The sequence below is a fragment of the Collinsella aerofaciens genome (genome assembly GCF_039752955.1).
Lineage (GTDB): Bacteria > Actinomycetota > Coriobacteriia > Coriobacteriales > Coriobacteriaceae > Collinsella > Collinsella aerofaciens_BI.
On record NZ_JBDMHB010000001.1, the window covers coordinates 108674 to 131199 of the forward strand.

The 22526-nt window shown below is 60.4% G+C and carries 14 protein-coding genes; 7 read left to right on the top strand and 7 right to left on the bottom strand.

All coding sequences use genetic code 11. The annotated features are described in order from the left end of the window. Window positions 1–221: 221 nt before the first annotated feature. Window positions 222–1670 carry a glycoside hydrolase family 1 protein gene (locus ABHR75_RS00485; protein WP_346963360.1) on the bottom strand — a complete coding sequence of 483 codons (1449 nt, stop codon included), beginning with the start codon at window positions 1668–1670 and terminating at the stop codon, window positions 222–224. A gap of 172 nt (window positions 1671–1842) precedes the next feature. Next, entirely contained in the window at window positions 1843–2850 is a 1008-nt protein-coding gene (locus ABHR75_RS00490) for an AraC family transcriptional regulator (RefSeq protein ID WP_346963361.1), read from the bottom strand. A gap of 218 nt (window positions 2851–3068) precedes the next feature. Here ABHR75_RS00490 and ABHR75_RS00495 point away from each other — a divergent pair, with 218 nt between their 5' ends. Both ABHR75_RS00495 and ABHR75_RS00500 read left to right on the top strand, forming a co-directional pair. Further along, window positions 3069–5639 (top strand): glycosyl hydrolase, encoded by a 2571-nt coding sequence (locus ABHR75_RS00495; protein ID WP_346963362.1) that lies wholly within the window; start codon window positions 3069–3071, stop codon window positions 5637–5639. Between the two features lie 42 nt (window positions 5640–5681). Further along, window positions 5682–6536: a MurR/RpiR family transcriptional regulator gene (locus tag ABHR75_RS00500; protein ID WP_346963363.1), complete on the top strand. Its 855-nt coding sequence runs from the start codon at window positions 5682–5684 to the stop codon at window positions 6534–6536. 138 nt (window positions 6537–6674) lie between these two features. On the opposite strand, the gene ABHR75_RS00505 is transcribed toward ABHR75_RS00500, so the two are convergent. After that, window positions 6675–7295: a helix-turn-helix domain-containing protein gene (locus ABHR75_RS00505; protein WP_346963364.1), complete on the bottom strand. Its 621-nt coding sequence runs from the start codon at window positions 7293–7295 to the stop codon at window positions 6675–6677. A 471-nt stretch (window positions 7296–7766) separates the two neighbouring features. Next, window positions 7767–8447, bottom strand: a complete 681-nt coding sequence (pyrE, locus tag ABHR75_RS00510) for an orotate phosphoribosyltransferase (RefSeq protein WP_346963365.1) — start codon at window positions 8445–8447, stop codon at window positions 7767–7769. A gap of 438 nt (window positions 8448–8885) precedes the next feature. Between pyrE and mgtA the strand changes: the two genes are divergently transcribed. Continuing rightward, a complete protein-coding gene (mgtA, locus tag ABHR75_RS00515) occupies window positions 8886–11654 on the top strand; it encodes a magnesium-translocating P-type ATPase (protein WP_346963366.1) in 2769 nt (922 codons plus the stop codon). A 181-nt stretch (window positions 11655–11835) separates the two neighbouring features. On the opposite strand, the gene ABHR75_RS00520 is transcribed toward mgtA, so the two are convergent. The 3 genes from ABHR75_RS00520 to ABHR75_RS00530 form a co-directional block, all read right to left on the bottom strand. After that, complete coding sequence (locus ABHR75_RS00520; protein ID WP_346963367.1) at window positions 11836–13365, bottom strand: helix-turn-helix transcriptional regulator; 1530 nt, start codon at window positions 13363–13365, stop codon at window positions 11836–11838. A gap of 325 nt (window positions 13366–13690) precedes the next feature. Further along, entirely contained in the window at window positions 13691–15004 is a 1314-nt protein-coding gene (locus ABHR75_RS00525; RefSeq protein ID WP_346963368.1) for a glycoside hydrolase family 140 protein, read from the bottom strand. A gap of 210 nt (window positions 15005–15214) precedes the next feature. Further along, on the bottom strand, window positions 15215–16642 hold the full coding sequence (locus ABHR75_RS00530; protein ID WP_196033918.1) for a PTS transporter subunit EIIC: 1428 nt from the start codon (window positions 16640–16642) through the stop codon (window positions 15215–15217). A gap of 490 nt (window positions 16643–17132) precedes the next feature. Between ABHR75_RS00530 and ABHR75_RS00535 the strand changes: the two genes are divergently transcribed. The 4 genes from ABHR75_RS00535 to ABHR75_RS00550 all read left to right on the top strand — a co-directional run bounded on the left by ABHR75_RS00535 (window position 17133) and on the right by ABHR75_RS00550 (window position 22514). After that, window positions 17133–18470, top strand: coding sequence for a prolyl oligopeptidase family serine peptidase (locus tag ABHR75_RS00535; RefSeq protein WP_316370221.1), 1338 nt, complete (start codon window positions 17133–17135; stop codon window positions 18468–18470). Between the two features lie 266 nt (window positions 18471–18736). After that, window positions 18737–20248: a nucleoside hydrolase-like domain-containing protein gene (locus ABHR75_RS00540; protein ID WP_346963369.1), complete on the top strand. Its 1512-nt coding sequence runs from the start codon at window positions 18737–18739 to the stop codon at window positions 20246–20248. A 193-nt stretch (window positions 20249–20441) separates the two neighbouring features. Next, entirely contained in the window at window positions 20442–21179 is a 738-nt protein-coding gene (locus tag ABHR75_RS00545) for a DUF4428 domain-containing protein (protein WP_346963370.1), read from the top strand. 24 nt (window positions 21180–21203) lie between these two features. Beyond that, window positions 21204–22514 (top strand): hypothetical protein, encoded by a 1311-nt coding sequence (locus tag ABHR75_RS00550; protein ID WP_346963371.1) that lies wholly within the window; start codon window positions 21204–21206, stop codon window positions 22512–22514. Window positions 22515–22526 lie beyond the last annotated feature (12 nt).

Consider the following 22526-nt stretch of genomic DNA (forward strand, 5'->3'; position numbering starts at 1 on the left):
GGTGATTATAGTGCCAATTGGACCAAAACTAAGGTGGGGAGTCGAATCGAAAACTCTGCCGACGTCTTTGTCCATCGGCACCCGTTTTGTTGATTAACCCTCGATGAGCCCCAGGCGCACGAAGGCGTTCCAGATGCCGTCGTCGTCGACATTCGTGGTCACGAAATCGGCCGCCGGTCCGGCGTTCGTCAGAACGCCGGAACTCAATCGCCGGAACTCAATTACTCCAAGCCCTCAGCGCCGTTGGACTTGATAATCTTCTGGTATGCGAAGAAGCTGTCCTTGCGGCGGCGCTCGTAGGTACCGGTACCGTCGTCGTACTTATCGACGTGGATGAAGCCGTAGCGCTTGCGCATCTCGCCAGTGCCGGCGGAAACCAGGTCGATGGGACCCCACCAGGTGTAGGCGATCAGGTCAACGCCGTCGGCGATGGCCTCGCCCATAGCCTTGATGTGGCTCTGCAGATAGGCGATGCGGTACGGGTCGTGGATGGAGCCGTCCTCCTCGACCTCGTCGTAGGCACCCATGCCGTTCTCGACCACCATCAGCGGAATCTCGTAGCGGGCGTAAATCTCGTTGAGGGCGATGCGCAGGCCCAGCGGATCGATCTGCCAGCCCCAGTCGGTGGACTCCAGATAGGGATTCTTGCCGCCAAAGGTCATGTTGCCCTCGGTCATCTCGTGGTCCTTGTGGGTGCCCACGGTGCCGGACATGTAGTAGCTAAAGGTGTAGAAATCAACCTTGCCGTCGGCGATATCCTGCAGGTCGCCGTCCTCCATCACGAGCTCAACATCGTTCTCGGCCCAGAAGCGCTTGGCATAGAACGGGTACTTGCCGCGCACCTGCACGTCGGAGCAATACCAGTTCATGGTGTTCATCTCCTGCTGCGTGGCGAGCACGTCGGCCGGATCGCACGTGGCGGCATAGGAGAGGATGAAGCAGTCCATGTTGCCCATCTTAAACTGCGGGTAATGCTCGTGGGCATAGCGCACGACGCGGCCGCTGGCGACAAACTGGTGATGCAGCGCCTGCATACGAGCCTGCGGCGTGGTGTGGACCGCCGACGCCGGACCCTCAAAGCCCTGAATCATGCTGGTCTCAAAGAGGTTCCCCATGTCTTGAGTACCGCAGTTGATCTCGTTGAAGGTGAGCCAGAACTTGACCTTGTCCTGATAGCGGTCGAAGACGGTCTGGCAGTACTTCTCAAAGAAGCTGATGATCTCGCGGCTCGCCCAGCCGTTGTATTTCTCGACCAGGTGATAGGGCATCTCGTAGTGCGAGAGGGTCACGAGCGGCTCGATATTGTGGGCGCGCAGGCAGTCGAAGACGCGGTCGTAGAAGGCGAGACCGGCCTCATTGGGCTCAGCGTCGTCGCCGTTGGGGAAGATACGGCTCCAGGAGATGGACATGCGGAACATATTGAAGCCCATCTCGGCGAACAGCGCGATGTCCTCCTCGTAGTGATGGTAGAAATCGATACCGTCATGATTGGGGTAGAAGCGGTTGGGGTCGATGTCGATCGTAATCTGACGCGGCTCCTTGTAGCTGCCGCCCAAGAAATGGTCGTCGACGGAAGGACCGCGGCCGTCCACGTTCCAAGCGCCCTCAAACTGGTTGGCGGCGGTGGCGCCACCCCAATAGAAACCCTTGGGGAACTTGATGTTTGCCATGAGCATCTCCTTTGCATCGCGGGTCGATAATCCGAGTATCGCCCACGCGCGGGACGGGCAGAAGCGGGCGCGCCAAACCCGACACTTCTTTTCGCGCCCACGGACCGCCTCCGCCCCGACCCTGACACTTCCTGATACCGACCAAAAAGGGACAGGTTTATTTTGGGAGGTTTTATCTGGGCAAACGCCGGCGGTAGGCGGCCGGCGTGCAGCCATAGCGCTCGGCAAACTTTTTGTAGAAGAAGCTCATGTTGGCGTAGCCGGCCTCGCGCGCCGCGGCCTCCGCAGTGGAGCCGGCGTCGAGCAGTGTTGCCGCGCGTGTCAGGCGGCTCTCCTGTACGAGTTGCATAAACGTGCGCCCCGTCTGCCGCTTGAGCAGCGCGCTTGCGTAGTTAGGGCTCAGGTGCAGGTGGCGGGCTAAGTCGTTGAGCGTGCAATCGCAAGCATGCCGCTCGATGTAGCCCACGGCGGCCGCGACCTGCGCCGAAGGCAGCGTGGGCATGTCCGCCTGCAACAGCGATGTCTCATAGCTTTGCATCAGCTCAACCAGCAGCAACTCAAACAGCCTCGACACGGTCTGGGGACTCGCCGCCGTCGGCTCCAGAAGCTCGCACAGTATCTCCTGCATGTATCGGCGCACGCGGCGGCTGTTGCCCGTGCGGAAATGCACATGGCCGCGGTGGTCGGTTTCGTCATTGAGGGCATTAATGAGGAACTGCGAGACGGTGCTTGACGGCGACAGGCTCTGCTCTAGGCTGCGGTGCAACATCGGCCGCGAGATAACGATGCTCAGCATAATGTCATGCTCGCCGAGCTCGCCCACGGCATGTGGACAGGCCGCGTCGAGCAAGAGCACCTCGTTTTGGGCGAGCGTGAGTTGCGTACCATTGACAACCTGTGGCGCGCTCCCTCGATAGACATAGCTGATTTCGACATAATCGTGCACGTGCTCCGGCACGGGGTTAAAGCGCGAGTTGCGCACAATCGACAGGCCCTCGGGCATGCCTTCTTGGTGCAGGGCGTACGCCGCGTTACCGATTTTACGGACATGCCTGCCATCGATATCTGCCTGTTGCCCCTGTCTAAATGCATCGTTCCAGTCATAGCGGGCGCCCGCGCAGTAAGCGCGCTCGCTATCGGTCAGCTCGAGCAAAAGATTGTCCAAACGTGCGATATCCATAGCGCCACCATCGTTGATTTAGTCATATTCTGCCGTGGTTTTGATATTAGCAGGGCAGCGCGGACGACGTACCCTGAACTCGCAAGGGTTTAGAAAGTTGGTTCTGGCATGTGGCACGCGTCCCAGCGCTTCGCCAAGCAACTGTGGGGTGACGTTTGCCCAGATAAAACCGACCAAAATAAACCTGTCCCTTTTTGGCAGGTTTTGAAGGAGTGGATATGGCGGCATACGACAACCATGTGCTTCCGTTCTTGTGGCTCAAGGGCGAGGCGCACGAGACGATTACCGAATACTTGGAGCAGATTGCCGGTGCGGACATCCGCGAGGTCTGCCTCGAATCGCGCACGCATCCCGAGTTTTGTCGCGACGGCTGGTGGGCTGACCTGCGTTTTATCATTGGCGAGTGCAAGCGCTTGGGGTTGAAGATCTGGCTGCTCGACGACGCCCATTTCCCCACGGGCTACGCCAACGGCGCGCTTGCGGGCGAGGATGTTGACCCCGCGCTTAAGAAGACCGTGCTCAAACATCGCACGGTTACGGTCGTTGGTCCCCAGCCGTCCACGGTCATCAAGCTCGGCAATCTTATGGATCCCACGGAGCGCTTTGTGGGTGCGGCGACTTTCGACGCCGCCGGCGCACCGCTCGACTTTGAGCTCTCCGTTGAGCAGGCCGACGGCACCCCCGCCCGCCTGCGTTTAGGCGCGCCCGCCGGCATCACCACCGTCGAGCTCTTCGTCACCAGCCAAAAAACCGGCTTTCGCGATGAGTACATCAACATGGTCGACGCCGATTCGTGCCGCGCGCTCATCGATGCCGTCTACGAGCCCACGTTTGAGCATCTGGGCGACGAGTTCGGCTGCACCATCCTGGGGTTCTTTACCGATGAGCCAGGCTTTATGAACGAGAAGGGCACGGCTCTCGACGATGCTTCTACCAGCAGCTTTATTGGACGCGGCGATATGGCACTACCTTGGTCGGACGAGCTTGCCAGCCGCCTGCGCAATGCACTTGGCGAGGACTGGCTCACCAAGCTACACGGCCTTTGGACACGCGAGGCAGATGGCGCCCGAGTCCGTCACACCTACATGGACATTGCCACGCAACTCTACCGCACCTGCTTTGACGAGCAGATCGGCGACTGGTGCCGTGAGCACGGCGTCATGCACATCGGACATGTGATTGAGGACAAAAGCTGCCACACGCGCCTGGGCCAGGGCGCCGGGCACTACTTCCGCGCTGTCGCCGGTCAGGACATGGCGGGCATCGATGTGGTTATCAACCAGCTCGCCCCTGGCATCGACCACGGCCCTTACAGCTACTTCCATGGCGCATGGAACATCGAGCTCTTTACCTACGCGCTTGCCAAACTGGGCTCTTCGGCCGCGCGCCTCGACCCCAAAAAACAAGGACGCTGCATGGTCGAGGTCTTCGGCGCCTTCGGCTGGCACGAGGGCTTGCGCGAGATGAAATGGATTGCCGACCACATGCTCGTCCGCGGCGTCAATTGGTTTACGCCGCACGCGTTTAGCATGGCGCCCTTTCCCGATTGGGACTGCCCGCCGCACTTTTACGCGCACGGCAACAATCCGCAGTGGCCGCACTTTGGGCAGCTCATGAGCTATATGAACCGTACGGCAACGCTGCTTTCGGGAGGCTGTGCCACGCGCCCCGTCGCCATCCTGTACCATGCCGATGCCGAATGGGCCGGTAGCGCCATGCCTATCGAGCGCGTGGCGGCAGAGCTCACGCGCGCGCAGATCGACTTTGATTTTGTGCCCGCCGAGGCTTTTGAAGACAAGAGCCGCTACGAGGTTTCGATTGCCGACGGATTACTTTGCGTTAACAACTGCCGCTACCAGGCATTTGTTATGCCCGGTGCTACGTTTATTGGCGCGGAGACGGCGCAGGCCGTAAGGCGCATGATTGATGCGGGAGTTATGGTCCTTGCCGTCGACGAGGTGCCGAGCGCGCTTTACGACGCGGACGTCGTGGTTGAACTGGGTGAACTTGCAGCGACTCAGCTTGCCGATATGGCGGGCGTGTTGGCGAGCGCTGGGCTGCAGACGGTTGTCACCGACACGCCCCAGCCCTGGTTGCGCGCGCTTCGTTACGAGCGCGCCGGCGAGACCTACGTTATGCTCGTCAACGAGCACCCACGCGAGCGCATCGACTGCACGGTTGCGCTTGCGACAGGCGAGCGCCTTTGCGGCACGCGGCTCGACCTGTTAAACGGTATCGAGCCCGTTGCGTTTGATGGCGCGTTGGAGCTGGCGCCCTTCGAGAGCTGCGTTGTTGTTCTGGGAACGGGCGACGAGGTCGGACTCGATGACGGGGCGAACACGAATGCGGATGATGCGGTTTGCCTTAGCATCGACGGACCGTGGACCGTTGCCCTCTCCCCTGCCGGCAGCGATGGAACCTTTGGCGAGCCGCAAAAGCTCGAGCAGCTGTGCGACCTCACGGCCGAGCAGTTCGCCGGCATCTGCGGCACGTTCCACTATCGCACGTCGTTCGAGCTGACCGACGACCTCGCCCACACCGCCATTGACCTGGGGGATGTCTACGAAGTCGCAACACTCACGCTCGACGGACAAACGCTCGGCACGCGCATCTGCCCGCCCTATCGCTTTGCGACAGGCGCACTTTCCACCGGTGCGCATGAGCTCACGATCGACATCATCAACACGCTCGATCATGCGATTCCCGACATCTTCGCCCTCACCGAACCCGTCGCCCCGAGCGGCATCCTCGGCCCCGTTACCCTTTGCGGGCAAAACCTGCCAAAATAAACCTGTCCCTTTTTGGCAGGTTTGTTGAGTGTGGGAGTTCGCATGGATATCAAACGCAAGATTTCCGAGGCACAGGGCCTTACCCCTACCGAGCAACAGCTCGGCATTGCAGCCCTTGCCATCGGCGAGGACATCCGCGGGCTTTCTATTAAGGAATTTGCCGCACGCACCAACGTTTCGGTCGCGAGTGTGCACCGTTTTTGCAAAAAGCTCGGCCTCGAGGGATTCAAAGACCTCAAGGTCGAGCTTATTCGCTTGGCAACCGAGGCGGGCAACCGGCGCGACGTGGACATCAACTTTCCCTTTGATGCTACGTCCAGCCCCGCGCAGGTTATGGAGCGCATGGAGGGGCTCTACCAGACCACGCTGGCCGAAACGCAGGAGCTGCTCGACCCCACGCAGCTTGACCACGCCGCCAAGCTCATTGCGAACGCCCGACAGGTCGACATCTACACGGGCTCGCACAACCTCTATCCAGCGGGAATGTTCCGCGACCGCCTGCTCTCCGCCGGTAAAAGCGCGACGTGCCACGACGGTGTCGAGGCCCAGGTGCGAACGGCGCTCGCCTCGGGCCCCGACCATGCGGCAATCGTCATCTCCTACAGCGGCCTTGCCCCCAACCTCAAGGACATCTTGCCGATCCTCAGCAGTCGACATGTCCCGGTCATCGTCATCGGCACGCCTTATTGCGCGCGCATTCACCCTGGCTTTGCCGCCTACCTTACGGTGAGTGACCACGAGAGCATGACGCATCGCATCACGCAGTTCGCCAGCCATATCGCCGTGCAATACGTGCTCGATTCGCTCTACAGCAGCTACTTCGCCAAAGACTACGCCCACTGCGCCGAATTCCTAGAGCGATCGTTTCCCTACACCCGCCTCCCCGGCCTCAAATAACAATCCGGCCCCACCGCGCCTCCAATCGCCCTCCTAAGTTGCGGTGAAATAGCTCCTGTTTAGGCTCTAAACCAGCACTTTCAGGAACTATTCCACCGCAACTCGTTGGCGCAGGGGCATCGGGCGGACAGCGGGCTTTTACTTGCGAGGCGTCGGCAAAACAAAGAGTCCGTGCTGGTTGCAGTAGAGGTACATTCTGCCGCGTCCGGTGATATGAAAGCGCGGCTGCACCGATTGCTCTGGATAGAGCTTCTTAAAGCAGATGCCGTCCATAGTCGCATATGCCACAAAGCTAATGTAGTGATCCTTGGTCATGGGATGATCGAGCGTGACGTACCAATCGTCCTCGATGCGCTCGATGGAAAAGGCGTGGTCCGCGTCCGGCTCTTCGGCCTCCTGGGGAAACATCGTGGAGCCACAGCAGCTAAAGCTGCCTTCTCCGAGCGCGTGCACAACGTTTCCGCAGATAGGGCAAACGTAAAAGACGCCTTTGAGCATATTGCCTGCACGGTTGGCGTTGGCCCGAATGTCACCAGCCAAAAGCTCAGCCACGCTTATGCCGAGTCTCTGGGCCAAAGGCTCAACGAGGGAAATGTCGGGAAGGCCGCGGCCGGATTCCCACTTGCTGACGGCTTTATCGGTCACGCCAAGGCTTTCCGCCAGGGCGCGCTGGGTGAGGCCGCGATCTTCGCGCAGCCGCTTGATGGCATGTGCCGCCAAAAAAGTATGGGGGACATTGCTTTGCGGTGTCTGGTTCATGAGATGTCCGATCAGATTGGAGGAATGGAGCGAACCGGTTCAAGAGTCAGTATCCATTTGAAGACTGCCCTCGACAACCTACGCTGCGTAGACATGCACCGACCAAACGAGCGTGGATTTTCGGACACTCAAATCACGAGCGTGGATAATCTCCCACTTTGAGCCCCCACGCAGGCCAAAACCGGGAGATTATCCACGCTCATTTTTGGTGCAAGGGTAGCTAATTTGGGACGGGGCTATTTTGACTACTTTACATGTGAAAGCAGTCAAAATAGCCCCGTCCCAAATTAGCTACCCAACGACCGCACCGATGTTTTGGCACCGACAGCGAAAACGCCCCTAAGCGAGCAAGGTGCCTTGAAAGAGGAGGGCATAGACCTTCTGGTCATGCCTTGCCTTTTTGAATGACAAATTGTCGCTCTGGGCGGCGCGCAGCGTCGAGCCGTTACGCGGTTTGGTAAAACCGCGTAACTAACGAACTCCGTACTGCTCGTAGTAGGCGTCGATGGCGGCCTTGAGTTCGTCGTCGATAACGACCTTGCCGTCGATCTCGTGGTTGTAAAGGGTCTCGACGACCTCAGCCATGCTCACGATGGAGGCAACGGGGAAACCGTACTTGGCCTCGATCTCCTTCTGCGCAGTGGTAATGCCACCCTTGCCGACCTCCATACGGTTGAGCGAGACGATCAGGCCCTTAATCTCAACATCGGCGGCAGCCATGACCTTAGGATAGGTCTCGTCGATGGACTTGCCAGAGGTGGTGACGTCCTCGACCATGATCACGCGATCGCCGTCCTGAGGCTCATAGCCCAGCAGGTTGCCCTTGTCGGCACCGTGGTCCTTGGCCTCCTTGCGGTCGCAGCAGTACTTGACCTCTTTACCGTAGAGCTCGTGATAGGCAATGGCGGTGACGACGGCCAGGGGAATACCCTTGTAGGCAGGCCCAAACAGCACGTCAAAGTCGTCGCCGAAGTTGTCGTGAATGGCCTGGGCATAATACTCGCCCAGCTTCTTGAGCTGATAGCCCGTCACGTAGGCGCCGGCGTTCATGAAGAACGGGGACTGACGGCCGCTCTTGAGCGTAAAGCTGCCAAACTTAAGCACGTCGGACTCGACCATGAACTTGATGAATTCTTGCTTGTAAGCCTCCATGCGGGCTCCTCTCGATTAGGCGTTCGTGTTTCACAGTTTAGCGCAGGCAGGACGTCGATGCGGGCGCGCTTTGAAGCCATGGCGCTCTGTAAGGGCTTTGTCAGGGGCGATGATTTTCCGAACAATGGGGTTGACACGGCAAACCCCCTCGTCAAAAATACCGGCGGATTGAAACGGGTACGAGATACCCAAAGCGCGCTGCGCCCGGCCTTAAGGAGGTGTGCCATGGAAGGCAGTCATAGTCGAAAAACCTGCATGTCGCCCTCGGCACGCCGCGAGGACTCCGCGCACGCATAAGCGCCAACAGTCGATCACCAAAATCACCACAAAGGTGCCTGTCCCCTTTGTGGTGATTCGCGAGCATGACGTGAGCGACATCTAGGTTTTTTGCAATTCAATACGACACGTACGCTAACTCCCTTTAACAAGGAGGACCCTATGCTGATGCTCAAAACCGCCACGGTACTCGAAGTCATCTCCAAGCGCCGCCGCACGGCGCGCCCTGCCGCTCACGCCGGCCTTGCCAAGAACACCGTCTTCGCCGCCACCCATAGCGCCGAGGACACCCTCGTGCTGCTCGACGCCACGGCCGACGGCCTCACCGCCGAGCACGCCGCCGAGCGCCTGAGCGCGGTCGGCCCCAACACCATCGAGGCGCCGACCAAGACGCTCGCCCGCCGCATCGCCGACGCATTCATCGATCCCTTCGCCGGTATCCTCGCCGCGCTCGCGCTGGTCTCGCTCTACATCGACGTGCTCGCCGTGCCCGAGCCGCAGCGCGACCCCTCCACGGTCATCGTCATCGGCATCATGCTGCTGGTATCGGGCGGTATGAAGTTTATCCAGGAAGCCCGCAGCGGCAATGCGGCAGAGGCCCTCAAGGACCTGGTCTCCAACACTTGCACCGTCCTGCGCGACGGCGAGCGCATCGAAATCCTCTTCGACGAGCTCGCCCCCGGCGATGTGATCCGCCTCTCTGCCGGCGATATGGTGCCGGCCGATGCCCGCGTCATCACCGCGCGCGACCTGTTTGTGATCGAGTCCGCACTCACCGGCGAGAGCGAGGCCGTCGAGAAGACCGCTGCCACCACCGTCGTCGATGGTGCCGACGGCTCCGCGCTGCCGCTCTCTGCCTGCAAGAACATCGTCTTTACCGGCACCTCCGTGCAAAACGGCACCGCCATGGCGCTTGTCGTTGCCACCGGCTCGGACACCTACCTGGGCGGCATCGCCAAGATGCTCAACGGACGCGGCGAGAAGAGCGCGTTTGACCGCGGCGTCTCGAGTGTCTCCATGTTGCTCGTACGTCTTATGCTCGTTATGGCGCCGGCCGTCTTTGCCATCAACGCCGCCACCAAGGGCAACATCATCGACGCGCTGCTGTTCGCCACGAGCGTGGCCGTGGGCATCACGCCGCAGATGCTTCCCGTCATCGTGACCACGAGCCTGTCACAGGGCGCCAAGGACCTCGCCCGTCGCCAGGTTATCGTCAAGGAGCTGCCGGCGATTCAAAACCTGGGTGCCATGGACGTCCTGTGCTGCGACAAGACCGGCACCCTCACCGAAGACCGCATCGTACTCGAGCGCTACCTCAACACCGACGGCAACGAGGACGCACGCGTGCTGCGCCATGCGTTTTTGAACAGCTTCTTCCAGACCGGCCTCAAAAATCTTATCGACCTGGCCGTAATCGACCGTGCCGATGTGACACCCTCGACCGTCGCACCCGATTCCATGCTGGGCCAGAGCCTGCGCGACCGCTACACCAAGGTCGACGAGGTTCCCTTCGATTTCTCACGCCGTCGCCTGAGCGTAGTTGTCTCCGACGCCCAAGGCAAAACCCAGATGGTTACCAAGGGAGCTGCCGAGGAAATGCTCGAGATCTGCTCTTTTGTCGAGGTCAACGGTATCGCCCGGCCGCTCGCCGAAGACAAGCTCGCCCAGATTCGCAAGCAGGTCGCCGATCTCAACGCCGAGGGCCTGCGCGTGATTGCCGTGGCGCAGAAAACCAATCCGCGCTGCGTGGGCGAGTTTGGCATCGCCGACGAATGCGACATGGTGTTGATGGGCTTTTTGGCCTTCCTCGATCCGCCTAAAGCAAGTGCCGCGGGCGCCGTCGCCACCCTCGAGGCCAAGGGTGTGGCGGTCAAGGTCCTGACCGGCGACAACGACCGCGTGGCCGCTACCGTCTGCGAGCAGATCGGCATCGATGCGAGCAACGTCTTGCTCGGCTCCGAGATCGATGCGCTCGACGACGCCGAGCTTGCCGAGCGTGCCGAGAAAACCCATCTCTTCGCCAAGCTCTCGCCGCTGCAGAAGGCGCGCCTGGTGCGCGTCATGCGCGAGCTGCTCGGCCACACCGTGGGCTTTATGGGCGACGGCATCAACGACGCCGCTGCCATGCGTGCGAGCGATTGCGGCATCTCAGTCGATTCGGCCGTCGACATCGCCAAGGAATCCGCCGATATCATCTTGCTTCAGAAGGACCTGGGCGTGCTCGAGCGCGGCATCATCGAAGGCCGCCGCACCTACGGCAACCTGCTCAAGTACCTCAAGACCACGGTGAGCTCCAACTTTGGCAACGTGCTGTCCGTGACCGTCGCGAGCCTGTTCTTGCCGTTTTTGCCTATGAGCGCTCTGCAGCTGGTGCTGCTATCGCTCGTCTACGAGATCGTGTGCATCGCGCTGCCGTGGGACACCGTCGATGACGCCTGGACTGCCCGTCCGCGTGCCTGGGATGCCGCGTCCATCAAGGGCTTTATGCTCGAGCTGGGCCCCGTGAGTTCGCTGTTTGACATCGTGACCTTCGCCGCGCTCTTCTTTGTGGTGTGCCCTGCCACCGTAGGCGCAAGCTGGTCCGAGCTCGCCGGGACGGGCAACGTCGCGGGTATAGCGACCTTTGCTGCGCTCTTCCAAAGCGGCTGGTTTGTCGAGTCCATGTGGTCGCAGACGCTTGTGATCCACATGCTGCGCTCCCCGCGCCTGCCGAGCCCGCGCGACCACGCCGCGCCCGCGCTGTGCGCGCTCACCGTGCTAGGCCTGGCGCTTGTCACCTGGCTGCCGGCAAGCCCCATCGCCGATGCACTCGGCCTCATGACGCTGCCCACAAGCTTTTTCGCGCTGCTCATCGGCATCGTCACCGCCTACATCGCGCTCACCCAGCTGGCAAAACGCCGCTACATCGCCCGCCACGGCGAACTGCTGTAGCAAGCAGGCGAAAAACACCCTGCCAGCCGCCATTACCGCTACCACAGCTGCCGACGCCGCTGCCGTTGCCTCTGTCGCCGCCGCAGTCTATCCCCTCAGCAGTTGCGGTGAAATAGTTCCTGTTTAAGGTCCCGTGACTTTAATTTAGGGACTATTCCACCGCAACTTATTGGAGGATTAGCTAGTCCTTGGGTGTCCAGGACCAGAAGAAGTTGATAAGGGCAACACGTGAGGTGGTGCCGGTCTTTTTGTTGATCGAGGAAATGTGACGATAGAGCGTGGAGCGCGAAAGGAAAAGCGTTGTGGCGATGTCCTGAACGCTCTGGTCCGAAACGACCAAGGCCTCAAGAACATCGCGCTCTGTAAGCTCAAAGGTGGCGACGAAGGCATCGAGGCGCTCATCGGACGTGAGCTCCGCTGCCTCCACGGGCTCGGGGTCGGAGCATGTGGGCGCAAGATCCCCACCAAGATCATCGGTGGCAAGCGGCAGGCCGTCCTGCATCACGACATCATCGGCCCGTTGCCCCAACTGCCCCAGCAGCGTAATCGCAATACCCACAAACATCACGAGCGCCGCGCCGACTGCGGCCAGCACGTTTTGACTCAAAATAATCGCCACTGCCGGCGCCGTCACGAGCATCGAGCACACGTTGTTGACGACGCGGCCCATGCACGGCCAAAAATATGACCAGCGCGCATAGAGCGAGATGGCGGCGAATTTTGTGGTAAAGAACACCACAAAGAAGCCCGAGCCCAGAAAAAAGATGATCGTGGCAGCAAGCTCGTTGCCGCCGTTGCCATCGATGATGAGCACAAAGAACGAAAGCGTGGACAACATGGCGGCGCATGTCATGCCGATATTCATATACGAACGGCCGCGCAGGTCAAATAGGACGCCGGCGGCCAACGAGCTCACGACAAGCAGCAGGCGCGGCCAGTCACCCAAATCAACGGCTCCGGTAGCATGCAGGGTTGTGAGGCCCGCGTTGAGAGCGGCGAATACGCCGGAAAGATACGCTGTCGCCACGGTCAGGCGAGCAACAGTGCGGCGGAATGCTGCCTTTGCCTTAGGATTGTCATGCCACTTGGCGCCATATTCCAGAGCATCTACCGAAAGCCCGGCTACACTGGGTTCAAAGTTGGGATCGGACTCGTCGCGCAGCTTGGCGCGTCGGGCACCGTGGAGCAACGCCACCTGCGCGATCGCGCAGACGACCAGAACAGCCTGCTGAGGAATGCCGGCAGGCATCACCATGTGGTTGAGGACCTGCACCAGAACGCCCATGGCGTAAGAAAGTGCGGCGGCGCGCGCCAAGCAAGGCGTCCGCGCAAAGCGCCGCGCAAAGTTTGCGTGAGCAGTCGATCCGCAGTAGCCCAGCGCGCAGCACGCCACCAAACCTCCGGCAATTATTACCTCAACCTGAACCGCCATAATCAACAGCAGCAATGCCGCCACCAGCAAAACGCCCGTGACGTCACTCGTTGCGTCGATGGCATGGGAACGGTGATAATACAGAATGGGACGCACAAAAAAGCCAATCACGCTCGCGCCGAGGACAAGGCTCTCATAAATAACGACCTCGTTCGGAGACACGAACTCGGCCATGCGCACATCAAAGAGATACTCGCACGCCAAAAACGTGAAGGAGAACAGCGCCAGGCATATAATCTCCCGAATGCCCCGACGCAGATATGCGGTTGTGTCTCCCATGCCCCTCATGGTTAACCCCCGGCCGCTCAATTGTCTGGAATTCCATTTTAATAAAGAACCAATCTCAATATCGAAGCCGAGCTCGAAATGCTGCAAATTTGACCCCAGCCGTTCACATCACGCCGCGATTTTTAGCCGCATGGACCAGAAGGGACACGCGCGACCTCTAGCTCGGCAAGGAGCGTCTCCAACTACCGCTCATTTAAGTACGTCCCCAATGAGTGCGACGGAATGGCTCCCCTTGGCAGCTTAAAGCCGTCACGCAGGAACCATTCCGTCGCAGCCTCATGAAAGGGACTGGGTTGTAAATGTTGGAGTAGAGCCGTTAGCGCCCGGGGGTCAGGATCACCAGTGCGTCGTGCTCAAAAGGATGCTGAGCCACGCGCACGGTGCCGTCACCGTTGTCGCGGACGGGCAGCTTGGCGATGCGCTTGTCCTCCATGTCGAGGACCGTCGCCGTCCAGCCGCGCGCGCCGTCGAGCTTAAACTTGAGCGCTGTGGTACGTGGCAGGTACGTAACGACACAATCGCCAACGCGCGCCACACGAATGGCCTCGCGCGCGTCGTCGAGAAGCTCCTGCGCCGGAACCACGGCAAGTGCGTCATCGCCAGCCGTAGCGCCCAGCCCGGCAAGCACATGCTCGATCGCGCCAAAGTCCCAAACGCCCGCAAACTGCAGGCACTCCTGCCAGCGGAACGGCATATCGAAGCCCTCGCCCAGCACCGAGCCCTGGCTCTTGCTGGTCTGCCAGTTCCAAACGCCGTGCGCGCCATAGGTCACGCCGGCGCTCGCACCGGCAAGGATCGACGACCACACGCTCGCGCGGCAGTCCTGCGCGGTGAAGCGCCAGTACACGTTGCGCGACGCACCCATCTGCTCGTAACAGGGCTCGGAGTTGACCATCGGCTTTTTAGGGTAGTTGGCGATAAAGTCCTGCGGCAGGCGCCATGCCTCGGGCTGGCCCTCGTAGTTATGACCGGGCTGGAACATGTAAAAGTCCAAGCGGTCCAGGTACTGTGCCGGGATGGTACGGTTGCCGCGGTTGATATGCATGGTACGCAACGCCTCGGGCGCGCGTTTGATGACCTCGTCGAGGGCGTCCTCGTAGTAGGCAATCGCCTCGTCGCTGGTAAAGTCGGTATCGCCCGCCACCACGTAGACGGGGTCAAACTCGCCCAGGTTCTCGACGACGCGGGCAACGTGGGCACGGACCTCCTCGCGCGGCATAACCTCGGCACCGCAATGCTCGGCAATCTTGGCACCCCAGGTACCGGGCACGTAGTTGCACCACATAAGCACGAGTGCCGGACGAATGCCGTGCTCGACGGCAGCGCGGCACATGGCAGCAGCGCGGTCCCAGTACGCCTGGTTGGGACGGGACCAATCAAAATGCACGCCGTCCTCGCTGGCATAGGGCCAAATGCCCAGATCGGGGCAGCAGCGATCCCACTGCGGCAACGTGTTGATCTGCAGCACGTTCATGCCCTGCTCGGCGCGACGGGTCAGATAGTAGTCCCAATCGGCCTCGGCAATGCTCGTAAACGCGCTCCAGCACGTATCGGCAAACCAAAAGAACGGTTTGCCCTCGCACAAAAAGCCGTCCTGGCGACCGTTAACGGTCAGCTTTCCCAAACTCATCTGCATGTCCTTTCGTTTGATAAAGGAGTTGCGAACCGGCAGATTCTTTCGCGGTAACCCCGCGCGAAAGCCCCTGGCGCTTAGCAAACCCCGGCGAGTAGGCGCCACGCGCCCCCAATCAGTCTACCTTGTAAGAAAGGCCCCGCCGGGCTTGCGCCTGACGGGGCCCTGTCGTGTAGGTAAGGTCGTATGCGTCCGAATGGTTTGGCCTTAGGCCTCCATCTCGGCGAGCTCCTCCTTGGAGAAGCCAGTGGCAAAGACGACGGCAGCGGCGATGACAAAGGAGATTGCCATACCGGCGATAGCCCAGACGGTGTTCATCTGGCCACCCTGCAGGTAGTTGGTGAAGACCAGGAAGTTGGAGGCACCGCCGGCCAGGTAGTAGGTAACACCCATGAGGCCGGAGAACACAGCGCCGATGGCACCGCCGATAAACATGCCGAGCATGGTGCGACGGAAGCGCATGAGGATACCGAAGAGTGCGGGCTCGGTGACGCCGCCGGCGATGGCGGAGATGACGTAACCCAGGGCAAGACCCTTCTCGTCGGGGTTCTTCATCTTGAGGAAGGCACCGAAGGCGCAGCCCCAGACAGCGGCCATGGCGCAGTTGGTGGAAACGAAGACGAAGGGATCGTAGCCGGCAGCGATGATCTGAACCTGAGCGAGCAGGATGACGGGCATGTGCATGCCGCAGACCACGAAGAGCTGCCAGAAGGCGCCGAGGATGGCCATGACGATCAGGATACCGATACCGCCAAGGTCAGCAAGACCAAAGAGGGCGTTGGCGATGAGGCTGCCGATCTCGTTGCCGATCGGGGCAAGGACGATGAAGGCGATGGGGATGGTGACGATCATGGTGCAGAACGGCGTGAAGACCGTGGACAGCACGTCGGGCATGACCTTCTTAAAGAACTTCTCGACAAAGTACAGGACCGGCACCGAGAGGATGATCGGCAGGACGGACTGCTGGTAGTTGGCAGCGGCGATCTGGATGCCGTAGACGGAGATGATTCCGCCACCCTCCTGAGTCGCGACACTCACGACGGACGGGGCCATGAGAGCACCGCCGAGGAGCATGCCCAGAACCGGAGAGGCGCCGAGCTTCTTAGCAGCGGCATAGCCCAGGTAAATGGGGATAAAGGTAAACGTGGCCTCGTACAGGGTGGTGTAGAGGAACGTGTAGGTCGGATCGGTATCGGAGAGAACGCCGAGCATGGTGGGACCGAGGACCGCGGCGATGGTGCGGAACAGACCGCCGGCCATGAGCAGCGGGATCAGCTGGGTCATGGAGCCCGACAGATAGTCGAGGATGATGTTGGGCAGGTTCTTGAGCTCGAACTTCTCCTTAGGAGCGTCGAGGTTCTCGTCGACCGCGGCACCCTGCTTGACGCCGGACATGGCGACGAACTCGGCGAGCACCTTGGGCACGTTCTGGCCGATGATGACCTGGAGCTGGCTGCCGGCGAACTGGCAACCCAGAACACCCTTGACCTTCTTGATCTTCTCCACGTCGGCCTTGCTGTTATCCTTGAGCGTCAGACGCAGGCGCGTCATGCAGTTGGTGGCGACGGCAACATTCTCCGCACCGCCCACGAGCTCGAGGACATCGGTGGCAATCTGCTTGTTATCTACTGCCATGGGACCCCTCCCCATATCATCGTGTGCCTACCCGTTTGGACGTAGGCACGCCTTTGACCCGGCGACTATAACCCCTTACGGCTGCCGAGCCCTTGGATACGCTGTCGTAAACAATCTGTTTACTGAACGTTTACAGCGTTTAGTTTACACGGAGCATTGAATTTGTGACAGTTTTGCCGTTTGCAGTCCGGTGAACGGTAGGAAATCGGGGGTGAACGTAATTGAATGCCAAGGCATTACATATAGTGCCGTTTATTTATAAATGGCCGTCTACGTGGGATTTTATATAATCTGGCACCCAAATGCCTTGTTGACTTATCAACAAAAGCCCTGCTAGATAGTGGTAAACGAGTGTTTAGTAGTTCATTGAGCGTTTGATGTAACCGTTTACCGAGTTCATCTGCTTATTCTCTAATTCTGCTTTACACTAAACATGTTTAGATTGTATTGCCGCACACGTTTAGCTCTCGCGGCACAAGGGAGGCAGCTCATGGAACTCAAATCGTGCACCTACGCAACCGTCACCACGCTGGGAGACTTTGGCCCCTGGATCAGCAAAGTCGTGCTCGACCTGCCGTGCACCGTTCGCGCCAACGATATCGATGCGCGCACCTTCCATATATATGTAGAGCGCCATGAACGCACGGGCGAGATCCTGATGCGCAAAGAGCGCGGCGCCGACCACGCCGCACCTTCCGTAGGCTATGTCGACGTCCTCGCCGCCTATCCGTGCGATGAGTGCGGACGCAAGCTCGCCTTTGGCACCCATGTGGCGCTCGAGATCGCCGAGCAGCGCCTGACCAAGAAGATCGAGGGCAGCGTGATGGGCTCGCGCTTGCTCGACGACCAGCTGCGCATCACGCAGCTCGCGGCCCTTCCCGGCAATGACGGTGACGATCCAACCTGCGGCCTGGTCTTTGACACCTGCCGCGGCGACATCTGTCCCGCGCTCAAGGGCTGGAGCAATGCCACGCAAAAGACCGCCGTCAACGGCATCGCGCTCGAGTACGGCTTCTTTGAGCCCAGCTTTAAGGCCGAGGACTCCGCCTGCTTCAACCCCTTCGCGCCCGAAACGACAGTCGTGCCCCAGAAGGCCCCGCTCGTGGTGTACCTGCACGGCGCTGGCGAGGGCAAGGGCGCTACGCAAGGCGAGGGCGCCACGCGCGCTTATATCGGCAACCGCGTGACGGCCATCAGCCAGGCGCAGATCCAACGCTACTTTGGCGGCTTTGCCTGGGTTCTCGTGCCGCAGTCGCCCACGTTTTGGATGGACAACGGCACTGAGCAGCTCGGCCACTCCAACCAGAGCATCTACTCCCCCGTCATTAAGGCGCTCATCGACGAGTTTGTCGCCGAGCATGCCGACCGCATCGACACCGACCGCATCGTGGTCGCTGGCCTTTCCAACGGCGGCTTTATGACGCTGCGCCTGTGCGCCGACTACCCCGAGTTCTTCGCCGCGGGCCTTCCCTGCTGCGCGCCGTGGTACAACGCCACGGACGAGGACGTTGCTGCCCTTGCCAAGACACCGCTGTGGTTTACGCACTCCAAGGGCGATGAGCTCGTGATACCGCAGGAGACCGTGCTGCCGCTCACGGCTCGCCTGCGCGCTGCCGGCGCCAACGTGCATCTCACCTACTTTAGCCATGTCGAGGACCTGACCGGGCGCTACCGCGAGGCCGACGGCTCGCCTAAGAAGACGTTCAACCACGGCGTGTGGATCCATCAATTCAACGACCTGTGTTATCAAGACTTCGACGGGGGCAACGTACTCATCGACGGCGAGCCGGTGGGCTGCTGGGAGTGGTCGGCCAGAGTTTCGAGGTAGCCATCCCATCGGGGGCCCTGACCTTTAGTTTTGTAAACGTCCTCGCGCATGAGCCCCGCTTTTCCTGCTCCTTCGGAGCATCGGATAAGCGGGGCCCGCGCTGCGGAATGTTTACAAAACTAAAGGTCGAGGCCCCCTAAGTTAACGTTGTTCGAAACGCTGGCCGGGCGCTACCGGCAGCACGCCGGGTCGGTGGCGATGGGGGCGTGGGTCCCATCTTGCCTCGCGCGTAACTGGCTGAATTGATTTTGATTGGAGCTGCTCCTATGTCCCAGAATTTGACTCGGGTGATTGTTACCACTGATATGGAAGTCGACGATATGAACTCGCTCGTTCATTTGGCTCTGTATCTCAATGTGCTTGATGTTCAGGCTGTGGTGTATACGGCTTCGCAGTATCACTTTCTTGGGGATGGGGTTCATACGCTCGGCGAGGTGAATCCTCATTGGCGGACTAAAGGGCGTCGCTCTTATGAGTGGGATGTTGTGCCTCATGAGCCTGATCCCACGGCTGGGGAGCTTCTTGAGTATCGACCGTTTCCTGAGCATTGGATCGAGAGTCTCTGGAGCAATGAGTATGCCCAGGCTTGGCCGCAGTTGCAGGCTAATGCGGCTGCTGCCGGCGAGCCGTCGTTTCCCTCGCCTGCTCAGATGATTGAGCGTACGTTTGTGGGCAATGTTGCTTTTGAGGGCGATGTGCGTGAGGAGACTGAGGGCTCGCGCGCAATTGCTCAGGCGATTTTGGATGATGATCCGCGCACGCTGTGGCTGCTCAGCTGGGGCGGCATGAATACCATTGTTCGTGCGCTCATGAGCATTGCTGAGCGCTATCGTGATACGCCCGAATGGCCTTTCGTGCAGCAGCGTGTCTATCAGAAGGTGCGCGTGATGGGCGTCGCCGATGGCGTGGGGCAGGACAATTCTTGGCTCGACCATGGGCATGAACTCTTCCCCGATCTCATCTTTTGGTGTGTGCCCTATATGTATGGCGGCTACGTTGACGCCAAGATGGCTCAGCCCGATACGCTGCCGCTGTTCCAGGCTCCCTGGCCCGAGCAGAGTCTCACGCAGGACAACGGTCCCCTCATGGCGCGCTATATGCTCTATGGTGATGGCAAGGTCTACGAAAACGAGCCCGAGCGCTTTCAGTTTGGCAAGCATGCGCGCTTGGACTGGGGCCTGGAGGGCATGCCTGCGATGCAGTTTGAGCGCGGCGACTTTATGGCCGAAGGCGACTCAATGACCTATATCCCGCTGCTGCCGTTTGGCCTGCGCGGCATCGATAACCGCGACTTTGACACGTTGCTCGGCCGTATGTTCCTTGACGGGCGTCCCGATTCAGATGCACCCGCGGGCTTTGCCGCCATGGGCACACCAGCGAGCAGCAATCTCAATCCCTACCTCCGCTCCTATCAGGAGGACTTCGCCGCCCGCGCGCAGTGGTGTGCCCACGAGTCCGCGACCTGTTCGCATCCGGCGCATATTGTCGAGGCTACGGCCGACCGCAGCGCCGCAGCCGGCGAGCGCGTTGCTCTTGCGGCGACCATCGTCGACCCCGATGGCAGGGGCTTCGACGCACATTGGGATGTCGCCATGGGGCCCACGAGCTATGCGGGCGCCCAAGATCTGTCGCTGTGGCAGGAATGCGCGACGGACGCCACATTCACCGTACCCGCCGACGCGCAGCCCGGTGACCGCATCGTGCTCACCCTCAGCGCTAAAACCCGCGCCGAGCGTCCCTGCACCCGCTACGCCCAGGTCGCCATCACCGTCGCGTAGCAAGCGGCAGCACCAACATTCGACAAAGACTGTCCCCAACGACTAGTCGTTTAAGAACGTCCCCAATGACTGATCAAAAATGGGCCATGTGTCCCAGTTGTGGAGACTCGTTGAGCCGTCTGGGTATCGTGAAAGATCGCGCGCTCACCCATCATCAAAAGTGACACACGCTACCAGTTGATGGGAGGCAGCCATGGGCTTCTTTGACAAGATGTTCGAGAAGAAAGAGTGCGCGATTTGCGGTACCGAGCTGGGACTTTTGGGAAAGACCAAGATCAACGAAGGCTACCTGTGCAAAGAGTGCGTCGGCAAGCTCTCCCCCTTCTTTGGCGGCTATCGCTCCAGCACCGCGGACGACATCCGTGAGCAGCTCGCCTATCGCGAGGCCAACGCCGAACGCCTGGCCTCGTTCAACCCCACGCGCACGCTTTCTGCCGGGCGCACCAACATCATGCTCGACGAAGACGCATGCCAGCTGATCATCACCTCGCAGAGCCGTTGGCGCGATGCCAACCCCGACATCATCGAGTTTTCGCAGGTGCTTGGCTGCGACATGGATATCGACGAGCATCGCACCGAGATCTATCGCGAGACCAAGGACGGCGAGCGCGAGAGCTACAACCCGCCGCGCTACGACCTGGATTACGACTTTAACCTGACCATCCACGTCAACACGCCGTACTTTACCGAGATCAACCTGCGCGTGAACGACTCCACCATCGATCAGCGCGGGTCCATCGAGTACCGCGAGGCCAAGCGCCAGGCAGCCGAAGTCCGCGACGCGCTGGTGCAGCTGCGCCAGGAGACGCGCGACAGCGTCGTGGCCGCCAAGGCCCCCAAGACCGCGGTCACTTGCCCCTTCTGCGGTGCGACCACCATTCCCGATGCCAGCGGGCGTTGCGAATACTGCGGCGGCGCCATCGGCGCATAGCCCCTGGCACGGAAAGGACCGATCATGGCCTTCGAGAGCGTCAACTATCAGTGCCCTGCGTGCGGCGGCCCCCTGCACTTTGCCAGTGCCGAGCAAAAGCTCGTCTGCGACTACTGCGACTCACGTTTTGAAGTCGAAGAAGTCGAGGCCCTCTATCGCGAGCGCCAGGACAAGGCAGATGCCAAAGCCGAGGCGCCCAAGCCCGCCGCCGACGATGCGGTGCAGGAACTGGCCCAAAACGCCGGCTACATCTGCTCGTCGTGCGGCGCCGAGCTGGTCTCGGACGGCACCGTCGCCGTTACCACCTGCCCGTACTGCGGCAACTCCGCCGTGGCACCCGGTCAGCTCTCGGGAGACTTCTCCCCCGACCTGGTGATTCCGTTTAAGCTCGGGCGCGACGACGTCATGGCCGCACTCAAGGAGCACTACAAGGGCAAGATCCTGCTGCCCAAGAGCTTTGTCACCGGCAACCATATCGACGAGGTCCAAGGCGTCTACGTGCCGTTTTGGCTCTACGGTGCCCGAGTGGACGGCGAAGTGTACTTTGACGCGACCAACGAGACCGTGACCGAGGAATCCGACCGCACCGTCACGACCACCGACCACTACGATGCCTACCGTAAGGGCAATATCTCGTTTGAGCGCGTGCCCGTCGACGGATCGTCCAAGATGCCCGACGGCCACATGGACGCCATCGAGCCGTTCGATTACGACGCGCTGCGCCCGTTCTCGGTCGCCTATATGCCCGGCTACATCGCCAACCGCTACGACGAGGATTGCGAGACCTGCAAGGCGCGCGCCGAGCGCCGTATGGAAGAAAGCACAATCTCGGCCCTGCGCGAGACCGTCATCGACGAATGCGACGACGCCACGGTCGAAAGCAAGCAGCTCGACTACACCTGGGAAGACAGCGACTACGCACTGTTCCCCGTTTGGATGCTCTCCACCTCGTGGAACGGCAAGAGCTACCTGTTTGCCATGAACGGCCAGACCGGCCGCATGGTCGGCGAGCTCCCCTGCTCCAAGCCCAAGCTCGCTATCGCCTCGGTGCTGTTCTTTGTGATCGGATTCGTTCTCTCCCAGATTCTCTTTATGGGCGAATACGCCTTCGATCCGGACTACCTCACCTTTGATGTCGAGGGCATCCTCATCAATATCGTCGCACCGCTGATCATCGTGATCATCGCGGACGTGTTGCTGGTAGGCCAGCTCAAGACGGCCAACGAGGCCACCCACGCCGACTACTACTGCGGCGAGCTCGACCTGACCGAGAAGCACGACACCTTCAGCCACACCGAGACCTCGGTCGTCATGAAGGACAACAAGGACGATTAACCATTCTGACCA